This window comes from Kitasatospora sp. NPDC028055 (assembly GCF_040637885.1).
In the GTDB taxonomy this organism is placed as follows: domain Bacteria; phylum Actinomycetota; class Actinomycetes; order Streptomycetales; family Streptomycetaceae; genus Kitasatospora.
The window spans coordinates 105,166-120,609 of record NZ_JBEZXE010000024.1 but is presented as its reverse complement, the minus strand read 5'-3'; the positions used below and the strand labels follow the sequence as shown (position 1 = coordinate 120,609).

Annotated in this window: 15 protein-coding genes; 5 read left to right on the top strand and 10 right to left on the bottom strand. The window is 73.0% G+C overall.

Features of this window, described 5'->3' with window-relative positions:
* Positions 1-261: 261 nt before the first annotated feature.
* The 3 genes from AB0F71_RS23460 to AB0F71_RS23450 form a co-directional block, all read right to left on the bottom strand.
* Entirely contained in the window at positions 262-1,062 is an 801-nt protein-coding gene (locus AB0F71_RS23460) for a DUF3710 domain-containing protein (RefSeq protein ID WP_360237630.1), read from the bottom strand.
* A 69-nt stretch (positions 1,063-1,131) separates the two neighbouring features.
* On the bottom strand, positions 1,132-1,599 hold the full coding sequence (dut, locus tag AB0F71_RS23455) for a dUTP diphosphatase (protein WP_360237628.1): 468 nt from the start codon (positions 1,597-1,599) through the stop codon (positions 1,132-1,134).
* The gene (locus AB0F71_RS23450; protein ID WP_360237640.1) at positions 1,596-2,186 is read right to left on the bottom strand and encodes a PaaI family thioesterase; all 591 of its coding nucleotides are present in this window, start codon (positions 2,184-2,186) and stop codon (positions 1,596-1,598) included. The genes dut and AB0F71_RS23450 overlap by 4 nt, the downstream gene beginning before the upstream one ends.
* 135 nt (positions 2,187-2,321) lie before the next feature.
* Between AB0F71_RS23450 and AB0F71_RS23445 the strand changes: the two genes are divergently transcribed.
* Positions 2,322-2,771: a DUF3093 domain-containing protein gene (locus AB0F71_RS23445; RefSeq protein WP_360237626.1), complete on the top strand. Its 450-nt coding sequence runs from the start codon at positions 2,322-2,324 to the stop codon at positions 2,769-2,771.
* Positions 2,772-3,012: 241 nt separating this feature from the next.
* Here the strand turns inward: AB0F71_RS23445 and AB0F71_RS23440 are convergent, their stop codons facing one another.
* From AB0F71_RS23440 to AB0F71_RS23425, 4 genes are all read right to left on the bottom strand, one after another.
* Positions 3,013-3,312: a DUF4193 domain-containing protein gene (locus AB0F71_RS23440; protein ID WP_030057692.1), complete on the bottom strand. Its 300-nt coding sequence runs from the start codon at positions 3,310-3,312 to the stop codon at positions 3,013-3,015.
* Positions 3,313-3,818: 506 nt separating this feature from the next.
* Complete coding sequence (locus tag AB0F71_RS23435) at positions 3,819-4,802, bottom strand: acyl-ACP desaturase (RefSeq protein ID WP_360237624.1); 984 nt, start codon at positions 4,800-4,802, stop codon at positions 3,819-3,821.
* Positions 4,803-5,092: 290 nt separating this feature from the next.
* Positions 5,093-6,397 (bottom strand): HAMP domain-containing sensor histidine kinase, encoded by a 1,305-nt coding sequence (locus AB0F71_RS23430; RefSeq protein WP_360237622.1) that lies wholly within the window; start codon positions 6,395-6,397, stop codon positions 5,093-5,095.
* Between the two features lie 139 nt (positions 6,398-6,536).
* Positions 6,537-7,190 carry a response regulator transcription factor gene (locus tag AB0F71_RS23425; RefSeq protein WP_030285473.1) on the bottom strand — a complete coding sequence of 218 codons (654 nt, stop codon included), beginning with the start codon at positions 7,188-7,190 and terminating at the stop codon, positions 6,537-6,539.
* Positions 7,191-7,637: 447 nt separating this feature from the next.
* Here AB0F71_RS23425 and AB0F71_RS23420 point away from each other — a divergent pair, with 447 nt between their 5' ends.
* Positions 7,638-7,823, top strand: coding sequence for a hypothetical protein (locus tag AB0F71_RS23420; protein WP_030285471.1), 186 nt, complete (start codon positions 7,638-7,640; stop codon positions 7,821-7,823).
* A 229-nt stretch (positions 7,824-8,052) separates the two neighbouring features.
* Here AB0F71_RS23420 and AB0F71_RS23415 read toward each other — a convergent pair whose 3' ends face one another.
* Together AB0F71_RS23415 and AB0F71_RS23410 are read right to left on the bottom strand one after the other, a co-directional pair.
* Positions 8,053-8,886: an inositol monophosphatase family protein gene (locus AB0F71_RS23415; protein ID WP_360237620.1), complete on the bottom strand. Its 834-nt coding sequence runs from the start codon at positions 8,884-8,886 to the stop codon at positions 8,053-8,055.
* Positions 8,887-8,908: 22 nt separating this feature from the next.
* Complete coding sequence (locus tag AB0F71_RS23410) at positions 8,909-10,051, bottom strand: ferrochelatase (RefSeq protein WP_360237618.1); 1,143 nt, start codon at positions 10,049-10,051, stop codon at positions 8,909-8,911.
* 132 nt (positions 10,052-10,183) lie between these two features.
* Here AB0F71_RS23410 and AB0F71_RS23405 point away from each other — a divergent pair, with 132 nt between their 5' ends.
* Positions 10,184-11,452: an MFS transporter gene (locus AB0F71_RS23405; protein WP_360237616.1), complete on the top strand. Its 1,269-nt coding sequence runs from the start codon at positions 10,184-10,186 to the stop codon at positions 11,450-11,452.
* A gap of 123 nt (positions 11,453-11,575) precedes the next feature.
* Positions 11,576-12,898, top strand: a complete 1,323-nt coding sequence (locus AB0F71_RS23400) for a D-arabinono-1,4-lactone oxidase (RefSeq protein WP_360237614.1) — start codon at positions 11,576-11,578, stop codon at positions 12,896-12,898.
* A 12-nt stretch (positions 12,899-12,910) separates the two neighbouring features.
* Here AB0F71_RS23400 and AB0F71_RS23395 read toward each other — a convergent pair whose 3' ends face one another.
* The gene (locus tag AB0F71_RS23395; RefSeq protein WP_360237612.1) at positions 12,911-13,792 is read right to left on the bottom strand and encodes a hypothetical protein; all 882 of its coding nucleotides are present in this window, start codon (positions 13,790-13,792) and stop codon (positions 12,911-12,913) included.
* A 517-nt stretch (positions 13,793-14,309) separates the two neighbouring features.
* On the opposite strand from AB0F71_RS23395, the gene sepH reads away from it, so the two are divergent.
* A complete protein-coding gene (gene sepH, locus AB0F71_RS23390; protein ID WP_360237610.1) occupies positions 14,310-15,389 on the top strand; it encodes a septation protein SepH in 1,080 nt (359 codons plus the stop codon).
* The last annotated feature ends 55 nt before the right edge of the window (positions 15,390-15,444 follow it).

Here is a 15,444-nt window from a genome sequence, read left to right as displayed (position 1 = left end):
GGACGCTTCCTTCGGACCGCCTTCCAGCGGGCCCTCCGGGCGCTTCGTTCTTTCGTGTTTCCAGCTTATCAGATGTTTTCCGCTCCGTTTTCCGGAGTTTCATTCATCGGATTCGCTTTCCGCTTTGTCGCCCCGGTCTCCCGCGGCGACTCCGGAACTGTACGGGGACCGACCCGCCACATGCAAATCGCCTCCGCCCGGGGGCCGGGCGGAGGCGATCAGCAGTGACAACCGGTCAGCGGTGGACCACCGGCGAGGCGGTCAGCGGACCTCGGTGATCTCCGGGCCGCGCGCGAACGGGTCGAGCGAGCCGTAACGGCCCTCGCCCTCGGCCGCAGCGGCGGCGGCCGCCCCACCACCGTCGGCGACCATCTGGGCGTCCTCGGGGAGCTTCAGCACGATCGGGTCGCGCGGAGCCATCGGGGTCTCACCACGGACGACGACGGTCTGCCGGAAGACCTGCTCCAGGATCCCGGCCATCTCGGGCTGCACGGCGGCCTGGCCCGAGATCACACCGCGCAGGAACCAGCGCGGCCCGTCGCAGCCGACGAAGCGCACCAGCTGCACGCCCTGGGTGCCGTCCGGCAGCTGCACCGGGACCTGGGCACGGAGGTGCCAGCCGAGCGGGCCCTCCTCCTCCTCGATCAGGCCGCCCTGCGAGGTGATGCCGTTGGCGATCTCCTCGCGGACCTCCCCCCAGATGCCCTCCGACTTCGGGGCCGCGAAGGCCTGGAGCTGGATGGCGCTGTTGCCGAGTACCAGGGTGGCCGCGACGATCGCGTCACCGGCGACCTCGACGCGGAGTTCCATGCCCTCGACGCCGGGGACCAGCAGACCCCCGAGGTCGACTCGTCCCTCCTCCGGCGTCTCCAGCTCGGAGTGGTCCCACGGGCCGTCCGGCCGCGGGGCCGGCGGCAGGCCGACCTTGTCGGCCGGGTCCAGCTCGGTCACGTTCTCGCTCTCGGCGGAACCTTCGACGTCATCGGCCGTCTCGTCGGCGCTGATGGCGTCGTCGGCGAGCTGCTCGACAGCGTCCTCGCTCTTCTGGCGACGACGGAACACGGTCACTGTCCTTCCCGGTCCAAGACCGATGCGAATACCTGCTCGGCTTCCTGCGAGGCCGCGGGAATGCTAGACCGCGGCGTGGCCACCGGTCGACCCGAACCCGCCCTCGGCGCGTGCCGACCCCGGCAGCTCGGCCACCTCGTGGAAGCGGGCCTTCTCGACCTGCTGGATGACCAGCTGGGCGATCCGGTCCCCTCGGCGGAAGCTGACCCCCTCGCGCGGGTCCAGATTGACGACGATCACCTTGATCTCTCCACGGTACCCGGCATCGACCGTCCCCGGGGCGTTCACGAGGGCAACTCCGCAACGAGCTGCCAGCCCTGAGCGCGGGTGGACGAAGGCCGCGTAGCCGTCCGGCAGGGCGACGGCGATGCCGGTGGGGAGCACCGCCCGCTCACCGGGGGCCAGCTCGGCGTCGACGGTGGTCCGCAGGTCGGCACCGGCGTCCCCGGGCTGCGCGTACTCGGGCAGCGGCAGCTCGGCGTCGATGCGCCTGATCAGGACGTCCAGCTGCGGACGGGGGGTCTCGCTCAAGGGTTCACCTCAAAGGCTCGTGCGCGCTTCATCAGATCCGGGTCGTCGAGGACCTTCTCGATGTCCTCGGGACGACCGTGCGAGGTGAAGTGTTCCAGCTTCACCTGGATGAAGAGCGCCTGCGCACGCACGGCGACCGGTCCGTCCGGGCCGCCGATCCGCCCCTCGGCGGCGCTGTAGATCTTGCGGCCGCGCACCCCGGTGATCCAGGCGCGCAGGTGCAGCACCGAGTCGACGGGCACCGGGCTGAGGAAGTCGGTCTCCAGCCGGCCGGTCACCGCGGGCGCGTGCAGCAGCCAGTTCAGCGTTCCGAGGGTCTCGTCCATCGCCGTGGTCAGCACGCCGCCGTGGGCCAGCCCGGGGCCGCCCTGGTGCACGTCCCGGACGTGGAACTCGGCGGTGACGTCCAGGCCCTCGCCGGCCACCGCGTCGATCCGCAGGCCGCCGGGGTGCTGGGGGCCGCAGCCGAAGCAGTGCTCGTAGTGGGAGCCGAGGTGGGTGCCGGGGGCGGGCGCCTGGGGGTGGCGCTCCGGGATCACGGCGTCCGGGGGCGGGGTGGTCGGGGTCGGGTTCGGGGTCGGCGGCAACGCGGGCGCCGGCCGGTCGGTGGGGGTGGTGGGGGTGGTCGTACCGGTCACGGCTCCCCAGCCTACCCAGGGGTAGCAAGGCCTCCGGTGGGGGTGGCGTCCCGCTCCGGGCGTCAGGGCGACCACAATGGGGGCATGTACGACGAACGCCTCACGGTGCCTCGCTCCTGGTGGCTGCTCCCGGTCGCAGTCGGTCTGACCCTGGCACTGATCCTGATCCGGGTCAGCGGACCGGCCACCCTGGTCGGCCTGGTGGCCGGCATCGCCATCGGCGCGGTGGCGATCAGCAGTTACGGCTCGGCGCGGATCCGCGTGGTGCAGGGCTCGCTGGTGGCCGGACCGGCCCGGATCCCGGTGGACGCGCTGGGTGCCGCCCACGCGCTGAGCCCCGCCGAGGCGGCGGCCTGGCGCGGTCCGAAGGCCGATCCCCGCGCCTTCATGCTGCTGCGCAGCTACGTCCCGACGGCGCTGCGGGTCGAGGTGAGCGATCCGGCCGACCCGACGCCGTACCTGTACCTGTCGACGCGCTCGCCGATGAAGCTGGCCGAGGCGCTGGAGGAGGCCCGGCGCGGCGCCCGCACCTGACCGACGCGCCCGTGGGCCCCGCGAACGGGCCCCGAAAAACCGAGAGGGACGGTTCCGCTGCTGCGGGACCGTCCCTACGACTTTGTCCTGGCCGACTCGTGGCCGGCCGACTCCGTCCTCCCGGGTCCGTCCGCCAGGACGGACCGCGGACCTGCCGTCCGGCCCCGCTGCCCGGGGCCGGAAGGGGCGGTGTGCCGGTGCCGCGGGAGCCACGGGCACCTGGCGCTGTCCGCTGCGGTGCTCAGGCGCCGCAGTCCCGGCAGATCGGGTTGCCGTTCTTCTCGCTGTACAGCTGGCTGCGGTGGTGGACCAGGAAGCAGCTCATGCAGGTGAACTCATCGGCCTGCTTGGGCAGGACACGGACGGCGAGCTCCTCGTTCGAGAGGTCGGCACCGGGCAGCTCCATGCCCTCGGCGGCGTCGAACTCGTCGACGTCGACGGAGCCGCCGCCCTTGTCGTTCCGCCGAGCCTTGAGCTCCTCGATGCTGTCTTCGTTGAGCTCGTCGTCGGTCTTGCGTGGGGTGTCGTAGTCGGTTGCCATTTTTCGCTCTCCCCCTCCGGGTTGTGCGGTGTGTGCGGTATCTCCAGCGCACGTAACGCATGGGGGGTCGGTCTTGTGCCCGACCCGAGGCGGAGATTTTGCCTTACTTCAAGCCCCGTTACTCAATCGACACTCAGCCAGGGCTCCGTTGGGGTGATCCTCCGGGGCGTGGAAGGCCTCACGCAGGGCCATCGTAGAGCCCCCGCGCGCCCTTCGAACCGGCGACTCACAGTGAGCGAAGCCCGTACAGGTGTCCGTCGAATCCCTTGCCCACCAGGGATGCCGACCAATCCGACGGACCGACAGCAGACCGAATTCCGATCACGGACCGCGATCGGTGCCCTCGTTGGGGTGATCACTCTCCGGGGTCGGCCGGCGCCGTGGAGCGACACGGTGTGAGCTTGGTCACGTTCAGAATCTTCCGGGGCAAACCACGGAAAATCCACCCACTCCGCCCCCTCCCCCAGGGGGCGTGACGGCTCGGCGGGAGCGCCCCCGCGGGCCTCCTAGCCGGCGTTGCGGCGGGCCTCCCGGCGGGCCAGCAGCGCGGCCTGGCGCTCCTCGAACTTGCGCGCCTGGGCGTCCAGCCCGTCCAGGAAGACGCCCAGTTCGTTCTGCGCCAGCACGCCCTCCGGACCGAGGCCGTCGATCTCCATCACCCGCAGGTGCCGCAGCACCGGCTGGAGCACGTCGTCGTGGTGGATGCGCAGGTTGTACACCCCGCCGATGGCGATCTGGGCGGCGGCGCGCTCGAAGCCGGGGATCCCGTGGCCGGGCATCCGGAAGTTGATCACCACGTCGGCGATGGCGCGCATGGCCTGGTCCGGGGCGAGCTCCAGGGCGGCCTTCAGCAGGTTCCGGTAGAAGACCATGTGCAGGTTCTCGTCGTTGGCGATCTTCGCCAGCAGCTGGTCGCACAGCGGGTCGCCCGCGTACTTGCCGGTGTTGCGGTGCGAGATGCGGGTCGCGAGCTCCTGGAAGGCCACGTACGCGACCGAGTGCAGCATGCTGTGGGCGTTGTCGGACTCGAAGCCCTCGGACATGTGGGACATCCGGGCCCGCTCCAGCTCCACCGGGTCGACGGCCCGGGTGGCGAGCAGGAAGTCACGGATGGCTATCCCGTGCCGGCCCTCCTCGGCGGTCCAGCGGTGCACCCAGGTGCCCCAGGCGCCCTCGCGGCCGAACATGGTCGCGATCTCGTGGTGGTAGCTGGGGAGGTTGTCCTCGGTGAGCAGGTTCACCACCAGCGAGACCCGGCCGAGCGGGGTCACCTGGGACTGGTCCAGCGACCAGGCCTCGCCGCCCAGCACGCCGTCGAAGTCGCGGCCCTGGCTCCACGGGACGAACTCGTGCGGCATCCACTCCTTGGCCACGGTCAGGTGGCGGTTGAGCTCCTTCTCGACGACCTCTTCGAGGGCCAGGATCAGCCGCGCGTCGGTCCAGCCGCTCGATCCGAGCGAGGGGCTGCTCTGCAGAGGGACGATGGTCACGGTCTTGCTCCTGGGGACGGATTCACGCGCTGGACGGGCGCGTTGGGCGGGCACGCGTCGTGTCGGAGCCGTCGGCGGGCGAACCGGCCGGGCGCACTTACGGTTGCGTAGGTTACGACACCGTAAGTTGCTTGGGGCGGAAAAGACAAGCCGCCCCCGCCAGGCCTTATGTCGTCTTGACAGGCCTGGCGGGGGCGGCTGGAAACGGTCGCCCACGGAACGCGGCAGCGTCCGGGGCTGTTGGGGCGTGTCGGACCCGCCCCGGGGCGCAGAACGGCGCCGTGGGGCGGCTACGGGGACGGAATCCGCACCCGCATGGTGAGGCCGCCCCCGGCGCGCGGGGTGGCCTCGATGGTGCCGCCGTGGGCGCGCACCACCGAGCGGACGATGGACAGCCCCAGACCGACCCCCTTGTCGCTGCGGGTGCGGTCGGCGCCCTTGATCCGGCGGAACGGCTCGAAGATGTGCTCCAGCTCGTACCCGGGCACCACCGGGCCGGTGTTGGAGACCACCAGCTCGCCGCCGCCCGGCACGGTGGCCGTGGCCAGCTCGACCCAGCCGCCCGGGGTGTTGTAGCGGACCGCGTTCTGCAGCAGGTTGAGCGCCAGCCGCTCCAGCAGCACGCCGTTGCCCGCGACCACCGCCGGGTCGAGCTTGGAACGCAGCTCGACCTCCCGCTTGTCGGCCTCGCCCCGGGTCTGCTCCAGCGCCCGGGTGGCCACCTCGGACAGCTCCACGGCGCGCCGGTCGGTCAGTTCGTTCTCGCTGCGGGCGAGCAGCAGCAGGCCCTCGACCAGCTGCTCGCTGCGCTCGTTGGTGGCCAGCAGGGTCTTGCCGAGCTGCTGGAGGTCGGGCGAGGCGGCCGGGTCGGAGAGCTGGACCTCCAGCAGGGTGCGGTTGATCGCCAGCGGGGTGCGCAGCTCGTGCGAGGCGTTGGCGACGAAGCGGCGCTGGGAGTCGAAGGAGCGGTCCAGCCGGTCCAGCATGTCGTCGAAGGTGTCGGCGAGCTCCTTGAGCTCGTCGTCCGGGCCGTCCAGCTCGATCCGGCGGTGCAGGTCGGAGGACGCGACGTCACGGGCGGTGCGGGTGATCCGGCCGAGCGGGCGCAGCACCCGGCCGGCCATCGCGTAGCCGGCCGCGAAGGCGATCACGGCGAGGCAGACCAGCACGGTGAGCAGCTTGCGCAGCAGGGTGTTGAGCGCCTGGTTGGCCTGGAAGGACCGCTGGTCGTTCAGCCACTGGTCGAGTGCGGACTGGGTGGTGATGACCTGGCCGTCCGCCGTCCGCACGGGGATGCCGTTGAGCACCAGGTGCGGCTGGCCGACCTGCTGGAGCGCCTGCTGGACGAAGAAGTACATCACCAGCAGCAGGACCACGCCGGCCATCAGGAACACCCCGCCGTAGAGCAGGGTGAGCCGCATCCGGATGGTCGGGCGGAAGGGCAGCCAGGCGAGCAGGCCGTCACCGGGGACGTAGGTCTCGGGCGGGTGCGGGCGGGACTGGCGGGGCGGGTGCACGGGCCTGGGCGGTACGGCGCGCGGGCCGCCGGCGGGCGCGCCGGAGGGCCCGCCGGCCGGGGGCGGCGGGGTGGTCATGATGGTCCTCTCGAGCGTCCGCCGGGGCGGGCGCTGGGTACGGCGGGGGATCCTCGGGGGCGGATCCCGGGGCGGAGTCCGGCAGGCGGACTCCGGGGGGACGGACTCCGGGGGGCGGGTTCCGGGGGGCGGGTTCCGGTCAGATCCGGTAGCCGGAACCGGGCACGGTGACGATCACCGGCGGGTCGCCGAGCTTGCGGCGCAGCGTCATCACGGTGACCCGCACGACGTTGGTGAACGGGTCGGTGTGCTCGTCCCAGGCCTTCTCCAGGAGCTGCTCGGCGGAGACGACGGCGCCGCCGGCCCGCATCAGCACCTCCAGGACGGCGAACTCCTTGGGGGCGAGCTGGACGGTGCGCCCCTCCCGGATCACCTCGCGCCTGCCGGGGTCGAGCGAGATCCCGGCCCGCTCCAGCACCGGGGGCAGCGGGATGGTCGCGCGGCGGCCCAGCGCCCTTACCCGGGCGACGAGTTCGCTGAAGGCGAACGGCTTCGGAAGGTAGTCGTCGGCGCCGATCTCCAGGCCCTCGACCCGGTCGCTGATGTCGCCGGAGGCGGTCAGCATGATCACCCGGGTGGCCAGTCCCTGCTCGACCACCTTGCGGCAGACGTCGTCGCCGTGGACCAGTGGGAGGTCGCGGTCCAGGACCACCACGTCGTAGTCGTTGACCGCGATGCGCTGGAGCGCGGCCTCCCCGTCGTACACCACGTCGACGGCCATCGCCTCGCGGCGCAGGCCGGTCGCGACAGCCTCGGCGAGCAGCTGCTCGTCCTCGACGACGAGAACCCGCACGGTCGTTGTCCCTTCTCCAGGCCGGCCCCGGAAAGCGGACGCACGGCTCCGACGGTGCCTCCATCCTGCCTGGTCCTGCGGTAAAGCAGCGATAAGCTGCCCCTCGGGCAGGAGGCCCGGGCCCCGCGACGGTGACCGTTCGTGCCGGGAGCGCTCCGCTTGGACTGTGACACGGGCAACTTTCTTCCGCCGGGAGGTTTCCCGGCCCCCCGGGCGGGGAGGACAGCTGCACACCCGCGATCTGGCTTGTTGGCCGATCGCACCCACCCGCCGTGCGTTCATCCGCGCCGGCCCTGGGGCTGGGAATTCACCGGGAGCGGCCGAAGGGCCGTCTCCGCGCCCGACCGGAGATCCACCACTCCTCGGACCGGACGCATTCACCGGCTGGACCCTCCTCGGGGCGGAGAGCGCACGACCGTGCACGTCCGACACAGTAAGGGGGCCCGTATGGACGCCTTCAAGGCCGGAATCCTGCAGCGCATAGCCAATGCCGAGCAGGACCTGCACCGCGCGATCGAGGCCGGGGACGAGTTCCTCGCCGAGGTGGAGCAGTCCGAGCTGGACGATCTCCGTCGTCTGGCCGCCGAGCACGGTGTGGACACCGTGCTGGACCGCCACCGCACCGCCGCCTGACCCGACACGCCGGCACTCCGGCACCAGCGGCCCTGCGGGGGCCGTGCGAAACCCCAAGCCCTGGCATCCCCCGTGTGCCAGGGCTCTTCGCATGTCCGCCGGTCTTTTCCGCGCGCCTGTCCGTCGGCCTTTCCGCGCGCCTGTCCGCGGGGGCTCGCCGGGCCCTCCGGTTTCCGGATGGCCCGGCGTCCCACGTCCCACGTCCCGCGTCCCGCGTCCCGGGCCCGGGTCAGTCCGCCCAGGCGCGCAGCGCGGCCAGCCGCTCCTGCAAGGGCTCGTACACGCCCGGGGCGGCGGCCACGGTCAGCTCGCCGTCCGGACCGTGCCCGGGGCGGCCGCCGACCAGCGCACCCGCCTCGGTGGCGATCAGGCAGCCGGCCGCGCGGTCCCAGGGGGCGAGCCCGCGCTCGTAGTAGCCGTCCAGCCGCCCGGCGGCCACGTCGCACAGGTCGACGGCGGCCGCCCCGGCCCGGCGGACGTCCCGCACCTCGGGCATCAGGGCCAGCAGCACCTCGGCCTGGCGCACCCGCACCGGCTGGACGTAGTTGAAGCCGGTGGCGATCAGCGCCTGGCCCCAGGGCGGGGCCGGGCGGGTCGAGATCGGCCGGCCGTCGAGGTGGGCGCCGCGGCCCAGCACGGCGTGGAACAGCTCGCCGCGGGCCGGGACGTACACCACCCCGACGACGGCCCGGCCGTCCACCTCGGCGGCCACGCTGACCGCCCAGGAGGGCAGCCCGTAGAGGTAGTTGACCGTGCCGTCGAGCGGGTCGACGACCCAGCGCACCCCGCTGGTGCCGGGCCGCTCGGCGCCCTCCTCGCCCAGGTAGCCGTCCTGGGGGCGGCGGTCGGCGATCAGCTCCAGGACGAGCTTCTCGGAGGCGAGGTCCATCTCGGTGACCACGTCGACCGGGCTGCTCTTGGTGCCGGCCACCCCGAGGTCGGCGGGGCGGCCGTCGCGCAGCAGGACGCCGGCCCGGCGGGCCGCGTCCAGGGCTACGTCCAGCAGGTCGTCGAGGAGCCGGTCGTCGAGGGGCCGGTCGTCGGGCTGGGCGGGGGTGGGCACGGGATTCTCCTCCGGAAGGGGGTCAGCGCTCGGCGGCGGCCGGGCGCGGAGCGCGCGGGTTGGGGCAGCAGGCCACCGCGCACACGTCGTGGCCGGGGCCGAGGGTGCCGAGGGCGCAGCGGGTCACGCCCTCGCCGCGCTCGACGGCGGCCCGCTCCAGGACCAGCTCGCGCACCGCGGCGGTGAACCGCGGGTCGGCGCCGACGGTGGCCGCGCGGGAGACCGGCAGGCCCAGTTCGGCGGCCTTGGCGACGGCCTCGGTGTCGAGGTCGTACTTGACCTCCATGTGGTCGGAGACGAAACCGATCGGGACCATCACCACGGCCGGCGCGCCGTCGGCGTGCTGGGCCTCCAGGTGGTCGCAGATGTCCGGTTCCAGCCACGGAATGTGCGGGGCGCCGCTGCGGCTCTGGAACACCAGCTGCCACGGCCGGTCGGCCACGCCGGTGCGCTCGGCGACGGCCGCGGCGATCAGCCGGGCCACGTCCAGGTGCTGGGCGACGTAGGCGCCGCCGGGGGTGCCCCGGGCCGGGTCGTCCGGGGCACCGGAGGTCTCGGCCATCGCGTCCGGGATGGAGTGGGTGGTGAAGGCCAGCCGGGCGCCGGGCCGGACGGCCTCGGGCAGCTCGGCCAGGGCCGCCAGGGTGGCCTCGATCATCGGCTCGACGAAGCCGGGGTGGTTGTAGAAGTGCCGCAGCTTGTCGACGGTCAGCGCCGGGACGCCCTCCTCGGCGAGGGCGGCCAGCGCGTCGGCCAGGTTCTCCCGGTACTGGCGGCAGCCCGAGTAGCCGGCGTAGGCGCTGGTGGCGAGCACGGCGATCCGCCGGTGGCCGGCCCCGGCCATCTCCCGCAGGGTGTCCACCAGGTACGGGGCCCAGTTGCGGTTGCCCCAGTACACCGGGAGGTCCAGCCCGTGCTCGGCGAAGTCCTTGCGCAGGGCGGCGAGCAGCTCCCGGTTCTGTTCGTTGATCGGACTGACGCCGCCGAACATGAAGTAGTGCTTGCCCACCTCCTTGAGCCGTTCCTTCGGGATGCCGCGGCCCCGGGTGACGTTCTCCAGGAACGGGACGACGTCCTCGGGGGCCTCGGGCCCGCCGAAGGACAGCAGCAGCAGGGCGTCGTACGGGGCGGCGCCGGAGGAGGAGGGTTTGCGCGCGTCGGACATGGCACCGATCCTGCCACTGAGGGGTCGGACACCGGCGCCGGGGCCGCCCGGGCGTCCGGAAAATACCGTTTGCCAACGTACGTAAGCTGTCTAGACCAGACTTGTTCCTTACCCTCCCTGCCCGGAGCTCCCGTGCTGTCCAGCTACCGCCGAATATTCGCCGCGCCCGGCACCGTGGCCTTCTCCTCCACCGGTTTCGTCTCCCGACTGCCGATCTCGATGACCGGCATCGGCATCGTGACCATGCTGTCCCAACTGCGCGGCTCGTACGGCGTGGCCGGACTCGTCTCGGCGACCCTGGCCGTCTCCGCCGCGGTCCTGGGCCCCCAGGTCTCCCGCCTGGTGGACCGGCACGGCCAGGCGAGGATCATCGTCCCGGCCATGGCCCTCACCATCGGCTCCGTCGTCGGCCTGCTGCTCTGCGCCCGGCTGGACGCCCCGGACTGGACGCTGTTCGTGTTCGCCGCCGGCATGGGCGTGATGCCGAGCACCGGCGCCATGGTCCGCGCCCGCTGGGCGCACCTCTACCGCGAGGACCCCGACCGGCTGCACACCGCCTACTCCTTCGAGGCCGTGGTCGACGAGGTCTGCTTCATCGTCGGCCCGATCCTCTCCATCGGCCTGGCCACCTCCGTCTTCCCGGAGGCCGGCGTGCTGCTCGCCGGGATCTTCCTGACCGTCGGCGTGCTGCTGTTCGCCGGTCAGCGCTCCACCGAGCCCCCGGTCCACGAGGCCGCCCGGCACCAGGGCAGCTCGGTGATCCGCAACCGCGGCCTCCAGGTGCTGATCCTCACCTTCGTCGCCACCGGCGCGATCTTCGGCTCGGTCGAGGTGGTCACCGTCGCCTACTCCGAGGCCCAGGGGCACAAGTCGGTCTCCAGCGTGATCCTCGCGCTGTGGGCGCTCGGCTCCTGCCTGGCCGGGGTGGTGTTCGGCGCGGTCAAGCTCACCGGCTCGATGGCGAAGCGCTTCTTCCTCGGCGTGCTGTTCATGGCGCTCAGCATGGTGCCGATCCTGCTGGTCGCCCACACCGTGCACGGCATCGGCGGACTGGTCGCGGTCGGCGCCGCCCTGCTCGTCGCCGGCATCGCCATCTCCCCCACCCTGATCACCGCGATGGCCCTGGTCGAACGGCTCGTCCCGGCCGCCCAGCTCACCGAGGGCATGACCTGGACCACCACCGGCCTGGCCCTCGGCGTCGCGGTCGGCTCCTCCGCCGCGGGCTGGGTGATCGACGCCTCCGGCGCCGCCGCCGGCTACTGGGTCCCGCTGACCGCCGGCGTGCTCGGGGCCCTCGCCGCCCTGGCCGGACTCGGCCGACTGCGCGCCGGACTCGGCGCCGGGCAGCCCGCCGACCTGGCCGGGGGAACGCCCGGCCGACCCGTAGACGTCGAACGGTGAACTGACTAATCTCGCCCTACCCGCGGCCCTTACCCGTGGGTAGGGCCTGTCTCCCGGGATCCGTCGGACCAGGCCGCACCGGACCGCGCCGACCCGATCGGCCACGGAGCAGGAGGCAGCGCAATGCCCCAGGCCAGCACCGCGACCCCCACCCGGTGGACCAACTGGGCCGGCAACCAGAACGCCCGGCCGGCCCGGACCGCCACCCCCGGCACCGCGGCGGAACTGGCCCGGGAGATCGCCCGCGCCGCCGACCAGGGCCGCAGCGTCAAGGCCGTCGGCTCCGGCCACTCCTTCACCGCGATCGCCTCCCCCGGCGACGGCCTGCTGATCCGGCCGCACGCCCTCACCGCCGTCCGCGAACTCGACCGCGAGGCCGGCACCGTCACCGTCGAGTCCGGCCTCCCGCTCAGCCGCCTCAACCGCCTGCTCGCCGCCGAAGGCCTCTCCCTCACCAACATGGGCGACATCGAGGTCCAGACCGTCGCCGGCGCCACCAGCACCGGCACCCACGGCACCGGCCGCGACTCCGGCTCGCTCGCCGCCCAGATCCGCGCCCTGGAGATCGTGCTCGCCGACGGCAGCGTCCGGCACTGCTCCCCCACCGAGAACTCCCGGCTCTTCCAGGGCGCCCGGCTCGGCCTCGGCGCCCTCGGCGTGATCACCGCCCTCACCTTCGGCGTCGAACCGGCCTTCCTGCTCACCGCCCACGAGCAGCCGATGGCCTTCGACGAGGTGCTGGAACGCCTCGACGACCTCACCGCCGTCAACGAGCACTTCGAGTTCTACTGGTTCCCGCACACCGACCGCTGCGCGACCAAGCGCAACAACCGCAGCCAGGGGCCGGCCGCCCCGCTGCCCCGGTTCAAGGAGTGGCTGGAGGACGACTTCCTCTCCAACACCGTCTGGGAGGGCGCCTGCCGGGTCGGCCGCCGCTTCCCCGGCGCCGTCCCCTCGATCGCCTCGCTCGCCAGCCGCGCCTGGTCCGACCGCAGCTACACCGACACCGCGTACAAGGTGTTCACCAGCCCGCGCAGGGTCCGGTTCCTGGAGATGGAGTACGCCGTCCCGCGCGCGGCCGTCGCCGGGGTGCTGCGCGAGCTGAAGGCCCTGGTCGAGCGCTCCGACTGGAAGGTCAGCTTCCCGGTCGAGGTGCGCTTCGCCCCCGCCGACGACCTCTGGCTCTCCACCGCCTCCGGCCGGGACAGCGCCTACATCGCCGTCCACCTCTACCGGGGCACCCGCGACCAGGGCTACTTCACCGGCGTGGAAGAGCTGATGACCGCCCATCAGGGCCGCCCGCACTGGGGCAAGCTGCACACCCGCGACGCCGAGTACCTGGCAGGCGTCTACCCGCACTTCGGGGACTTCACCGCGCTGCGCGACGAGGTCGACCCCCAACGCGTCTTCGGCAACGACTACCTGCGGCGGGTCCTGGGGGCCTAGGGAGTCGGGGGGTCAGGGGGTCGCGGTGGCGGGCGGGGGCACCGTCGCGTTCGCCGGGGCGTCGCTCGGCACGGGCGGCTGCGGGGTGGCCTCACCGGTGGGCCTGCCCGAGCCGCCCGCCGACGGCGAGGCGCCGGCCGACGGGCTCGCACTCGAACTCGGGCCCGCCGAGGGCGACGCGCTCCCGCTCGCACCGCCGCTCGGGGTGGCGGTCGGCTCCCGGCCCGGCCGCGTCGTCGCCGGGGCCGAGGCCCCGTCGGACGGCGCGTCCTGCGAGCCGTACCCGGTGGACGGGCGCTGCGACGGCACGTCCTGCGGCGGCGGGTCCCTGCGCGTCACCGTGCCGCCGAAGGACGTCCCGTCACCCGACTCGCCCTTCACCGTCGCCGACACCGGCTGCCCGGTGACCAGCTCGAACGCCACGATCGGCGTCATCGCCAGGACGAAGACCAGGCCGGAGACCGCCGCGTAGCCCCGCCAGCCCAGCCGCCGGCGCGCCCGCACCACCTGCGGCGCGTTCCACTCCGAGGTGATCACCGGCGGCCCGGCCGGCTCCTGCGCCGGGTGCTGGGCCGGGTCCTGAGCCGGGAGCTGCTGTTGCTCCTCCACCGGCACCTGGCGCAGGCCGTTCACCGTCTGGTTCGGCCCGCGGTCCACCGCCTCGCGCAGCTGCTCACCGGTCCGCCGGAACACGTGCTGGAACACCGCGCCGCCGGTGGTGGCCCCGATGCTGACCACCGCGGCGCCCATGATCGTGCCGTACACGCCGAGTTCGGAGGCGAGCAGCGCGCCCACCACCGCGGCCAGCGCACTCGCCACGACCTGAGCCACACTCAGGTCGAGCCGCTTGCGCTCCTCCTTGCCGCCCTCCTCGGCGGGGTTCCGCTCCGGCATCAACATCCCTCGGTCCGTACGACTGCAACTCGAACAAGCCACTCCATCTTGCCCAAAGAAGGACACAAGGGACGAAAATGCGGTTCTCCGCTCCCGGATTGTGTGAAGATGATCACCGTTCATCCGCCGGTGGTCCGCCGTCGGGGGCGCGCGCTCTTGAGATTCCCGTGAATCGCGGGAGACTTGAGCGGCGAGCCGCCCCTCCGGATGCCACGAATGGAGTACTGTTCGTAAAGCCCGAGCCTTGGGTCGACTTGTCGACTGTGCCTTCACCGGCAGCTTGACGAAGAGCCACTGAGCGGGCACGCACGGCGACGCCGGTCCCGGATCGTCGCGAACACTCCGCGTGCGAGGACGGCCGGGACGCCCAGGCGCGACGTCGACGGATGGCGTGGCAAAAAGGCAACCGTGCCACAGCGGCGTGGCCGGGCGTAAGCCCGACACGCCGGGGAACTCAGCAAGGTTGTGGCCAGTCGCGAGTGGGCAGGCCACACTCAGTACGGGAGCAGCGACGCAGGTGACGTCGGCAGGCACAACCCGGGAGGTGACCGTGCCCGAACTGCGGGTTGTGGCCGTCAGCAACGACGGCACACGGCTGGTGCTCAAGGCTGCCGACAGCACGGAGTACACCCTCCCCATCGACGAGCGGCTGCGCGCCGCCATCCGCGGCGACCGGCCGCGCCTCGGCCAGATCGAGATCGAGGTCGAGAGCCACCTCCGCCCCCGGGACATCCAGGCCCGGATACGAGCCGGAGCCTCCGCCGAGGAGGTCGCCCAGGCCGCCGGCATCTCCGTCGACCGGGTCCGCCGCTTCGAGGGGCCGGTCCTCGCCGAACGCGCCTTCATGGCCGAGCGCGCCCGCAAGACCGCCATCCGCCGCAACGGCGAGTCCCCCGGGCCGCAGCTCGGCGAGGCCGTCGCCGAGCGGCTCGCCCTGCGCGGCGCCGAGAAGGACACCGAACGCTGGGACTCCTGGCGGCGCGACGACGGCACCTGGGAGGTCATCCTCTCCTACCGTGCCGACGGCGAGGGCCGCAGCGCGTCCTGGACGTACGACCCGCCCCGGCGCCTGGTCCAGCCCAACGACGACGAGGCCCGCGCGCTGATCGGCGAGGCGGTCGAGCGCGAGGAGGACTCGGTCTTCCCGTTCATCCCGCGGATCGCCCGGCTCCCCCAGGACCGGCCGCCCCGCCCGATGATCGACCGGCCCTCGGCCGACCGCATCATGTCGGCGCGCGAGGTCCGCGAGTCGCGCGAGGCCACCGCCGATTCCCGGGACTCGCTGACCAGCCTGCTCGACGTCGTGCCGGCCTTCCGCGGCGACCTCGCCGTGGGCGGCCCCGCCCCGATCGAACCGGTGCCCGCCGAGGTCGCCGAGGAGACCGAGGAACCGGCCGCGGCCGCCGCCCCGGCGGTCGGCGCGGGCTCCGCCTACGCCGACATCCTGATGCCGCGCGCCGTCGCCCCGCACCGCGAACGCCTGGTCGGCACCACCGACCGGCAGGCCGAGGCGGACGGCGTCCGGCCCGGCCGCCGGGCCACCGTGCCCAGCTGGGACGAGATCGTCTTCGGCAGCCGGCGCAAGAAGCAGGAGTAGTAGCCGACATGTGCCGGAGGGGCGGGAGGCCGGGCCTCCCGCCCCTCCGGCAGGT

Excerpts from the sequence above, each read along its gene's own strand:
- AB0F71_RS23440 (WP_030057692.1), bottom strand. The coding sequence starts at position 3,312 with ATGGCAACCGACTACGACACCCCACGCAAGACCGACGACGAGCTCAAC.
- AB0F71_RS23445 (WP_360237626.1), top strand. The coding sequence starts at position 2,322 with ATGTACGACGAACGCCTCACGGTGCCTCGCTCCTGGTGGCTGCTCCCG.
- AB0F71_RS23430 (WP_360237622.1), bottom strand. The coding sequence starts at position 6,397 with ATGACCACCCCGCCGCCCCCGGCCGGCGGGCCCTCCGGCGCGCCCGCC.
- AB0F71_RS23395 (WP_360237612.1), bottom strand. The coding sequence starts at position 13,792 with ATGCCGGAGCGGAACCCCGCCGAGGAGGGCGGCAAGGAGGAGCGCAAG.
- AB0F71_RS23410 (WP_360237618.1), bottom strand. The coding sequence starts at position 10,051 with ATGTCCGACGCGCGCAAACCCTCCTCCTCCGGCGCCGCCCCGTACGAC.
- AB0F71_RS23420 (WP_030285471.1), top strand. The coding sequence starts at position 7,638 with ATGGACGCCTTCAAGGCCGGAATCCTGCAGCGCATAGCCAATGCCGAG.
- AB0F71_RS23400 (WP_360237614.1), top strand. The coding sequence starts at position 11,576 with ATGCCCCAGGCCAGCACCGCGACCCCCACCCGGTGGACCAACTGGGCC.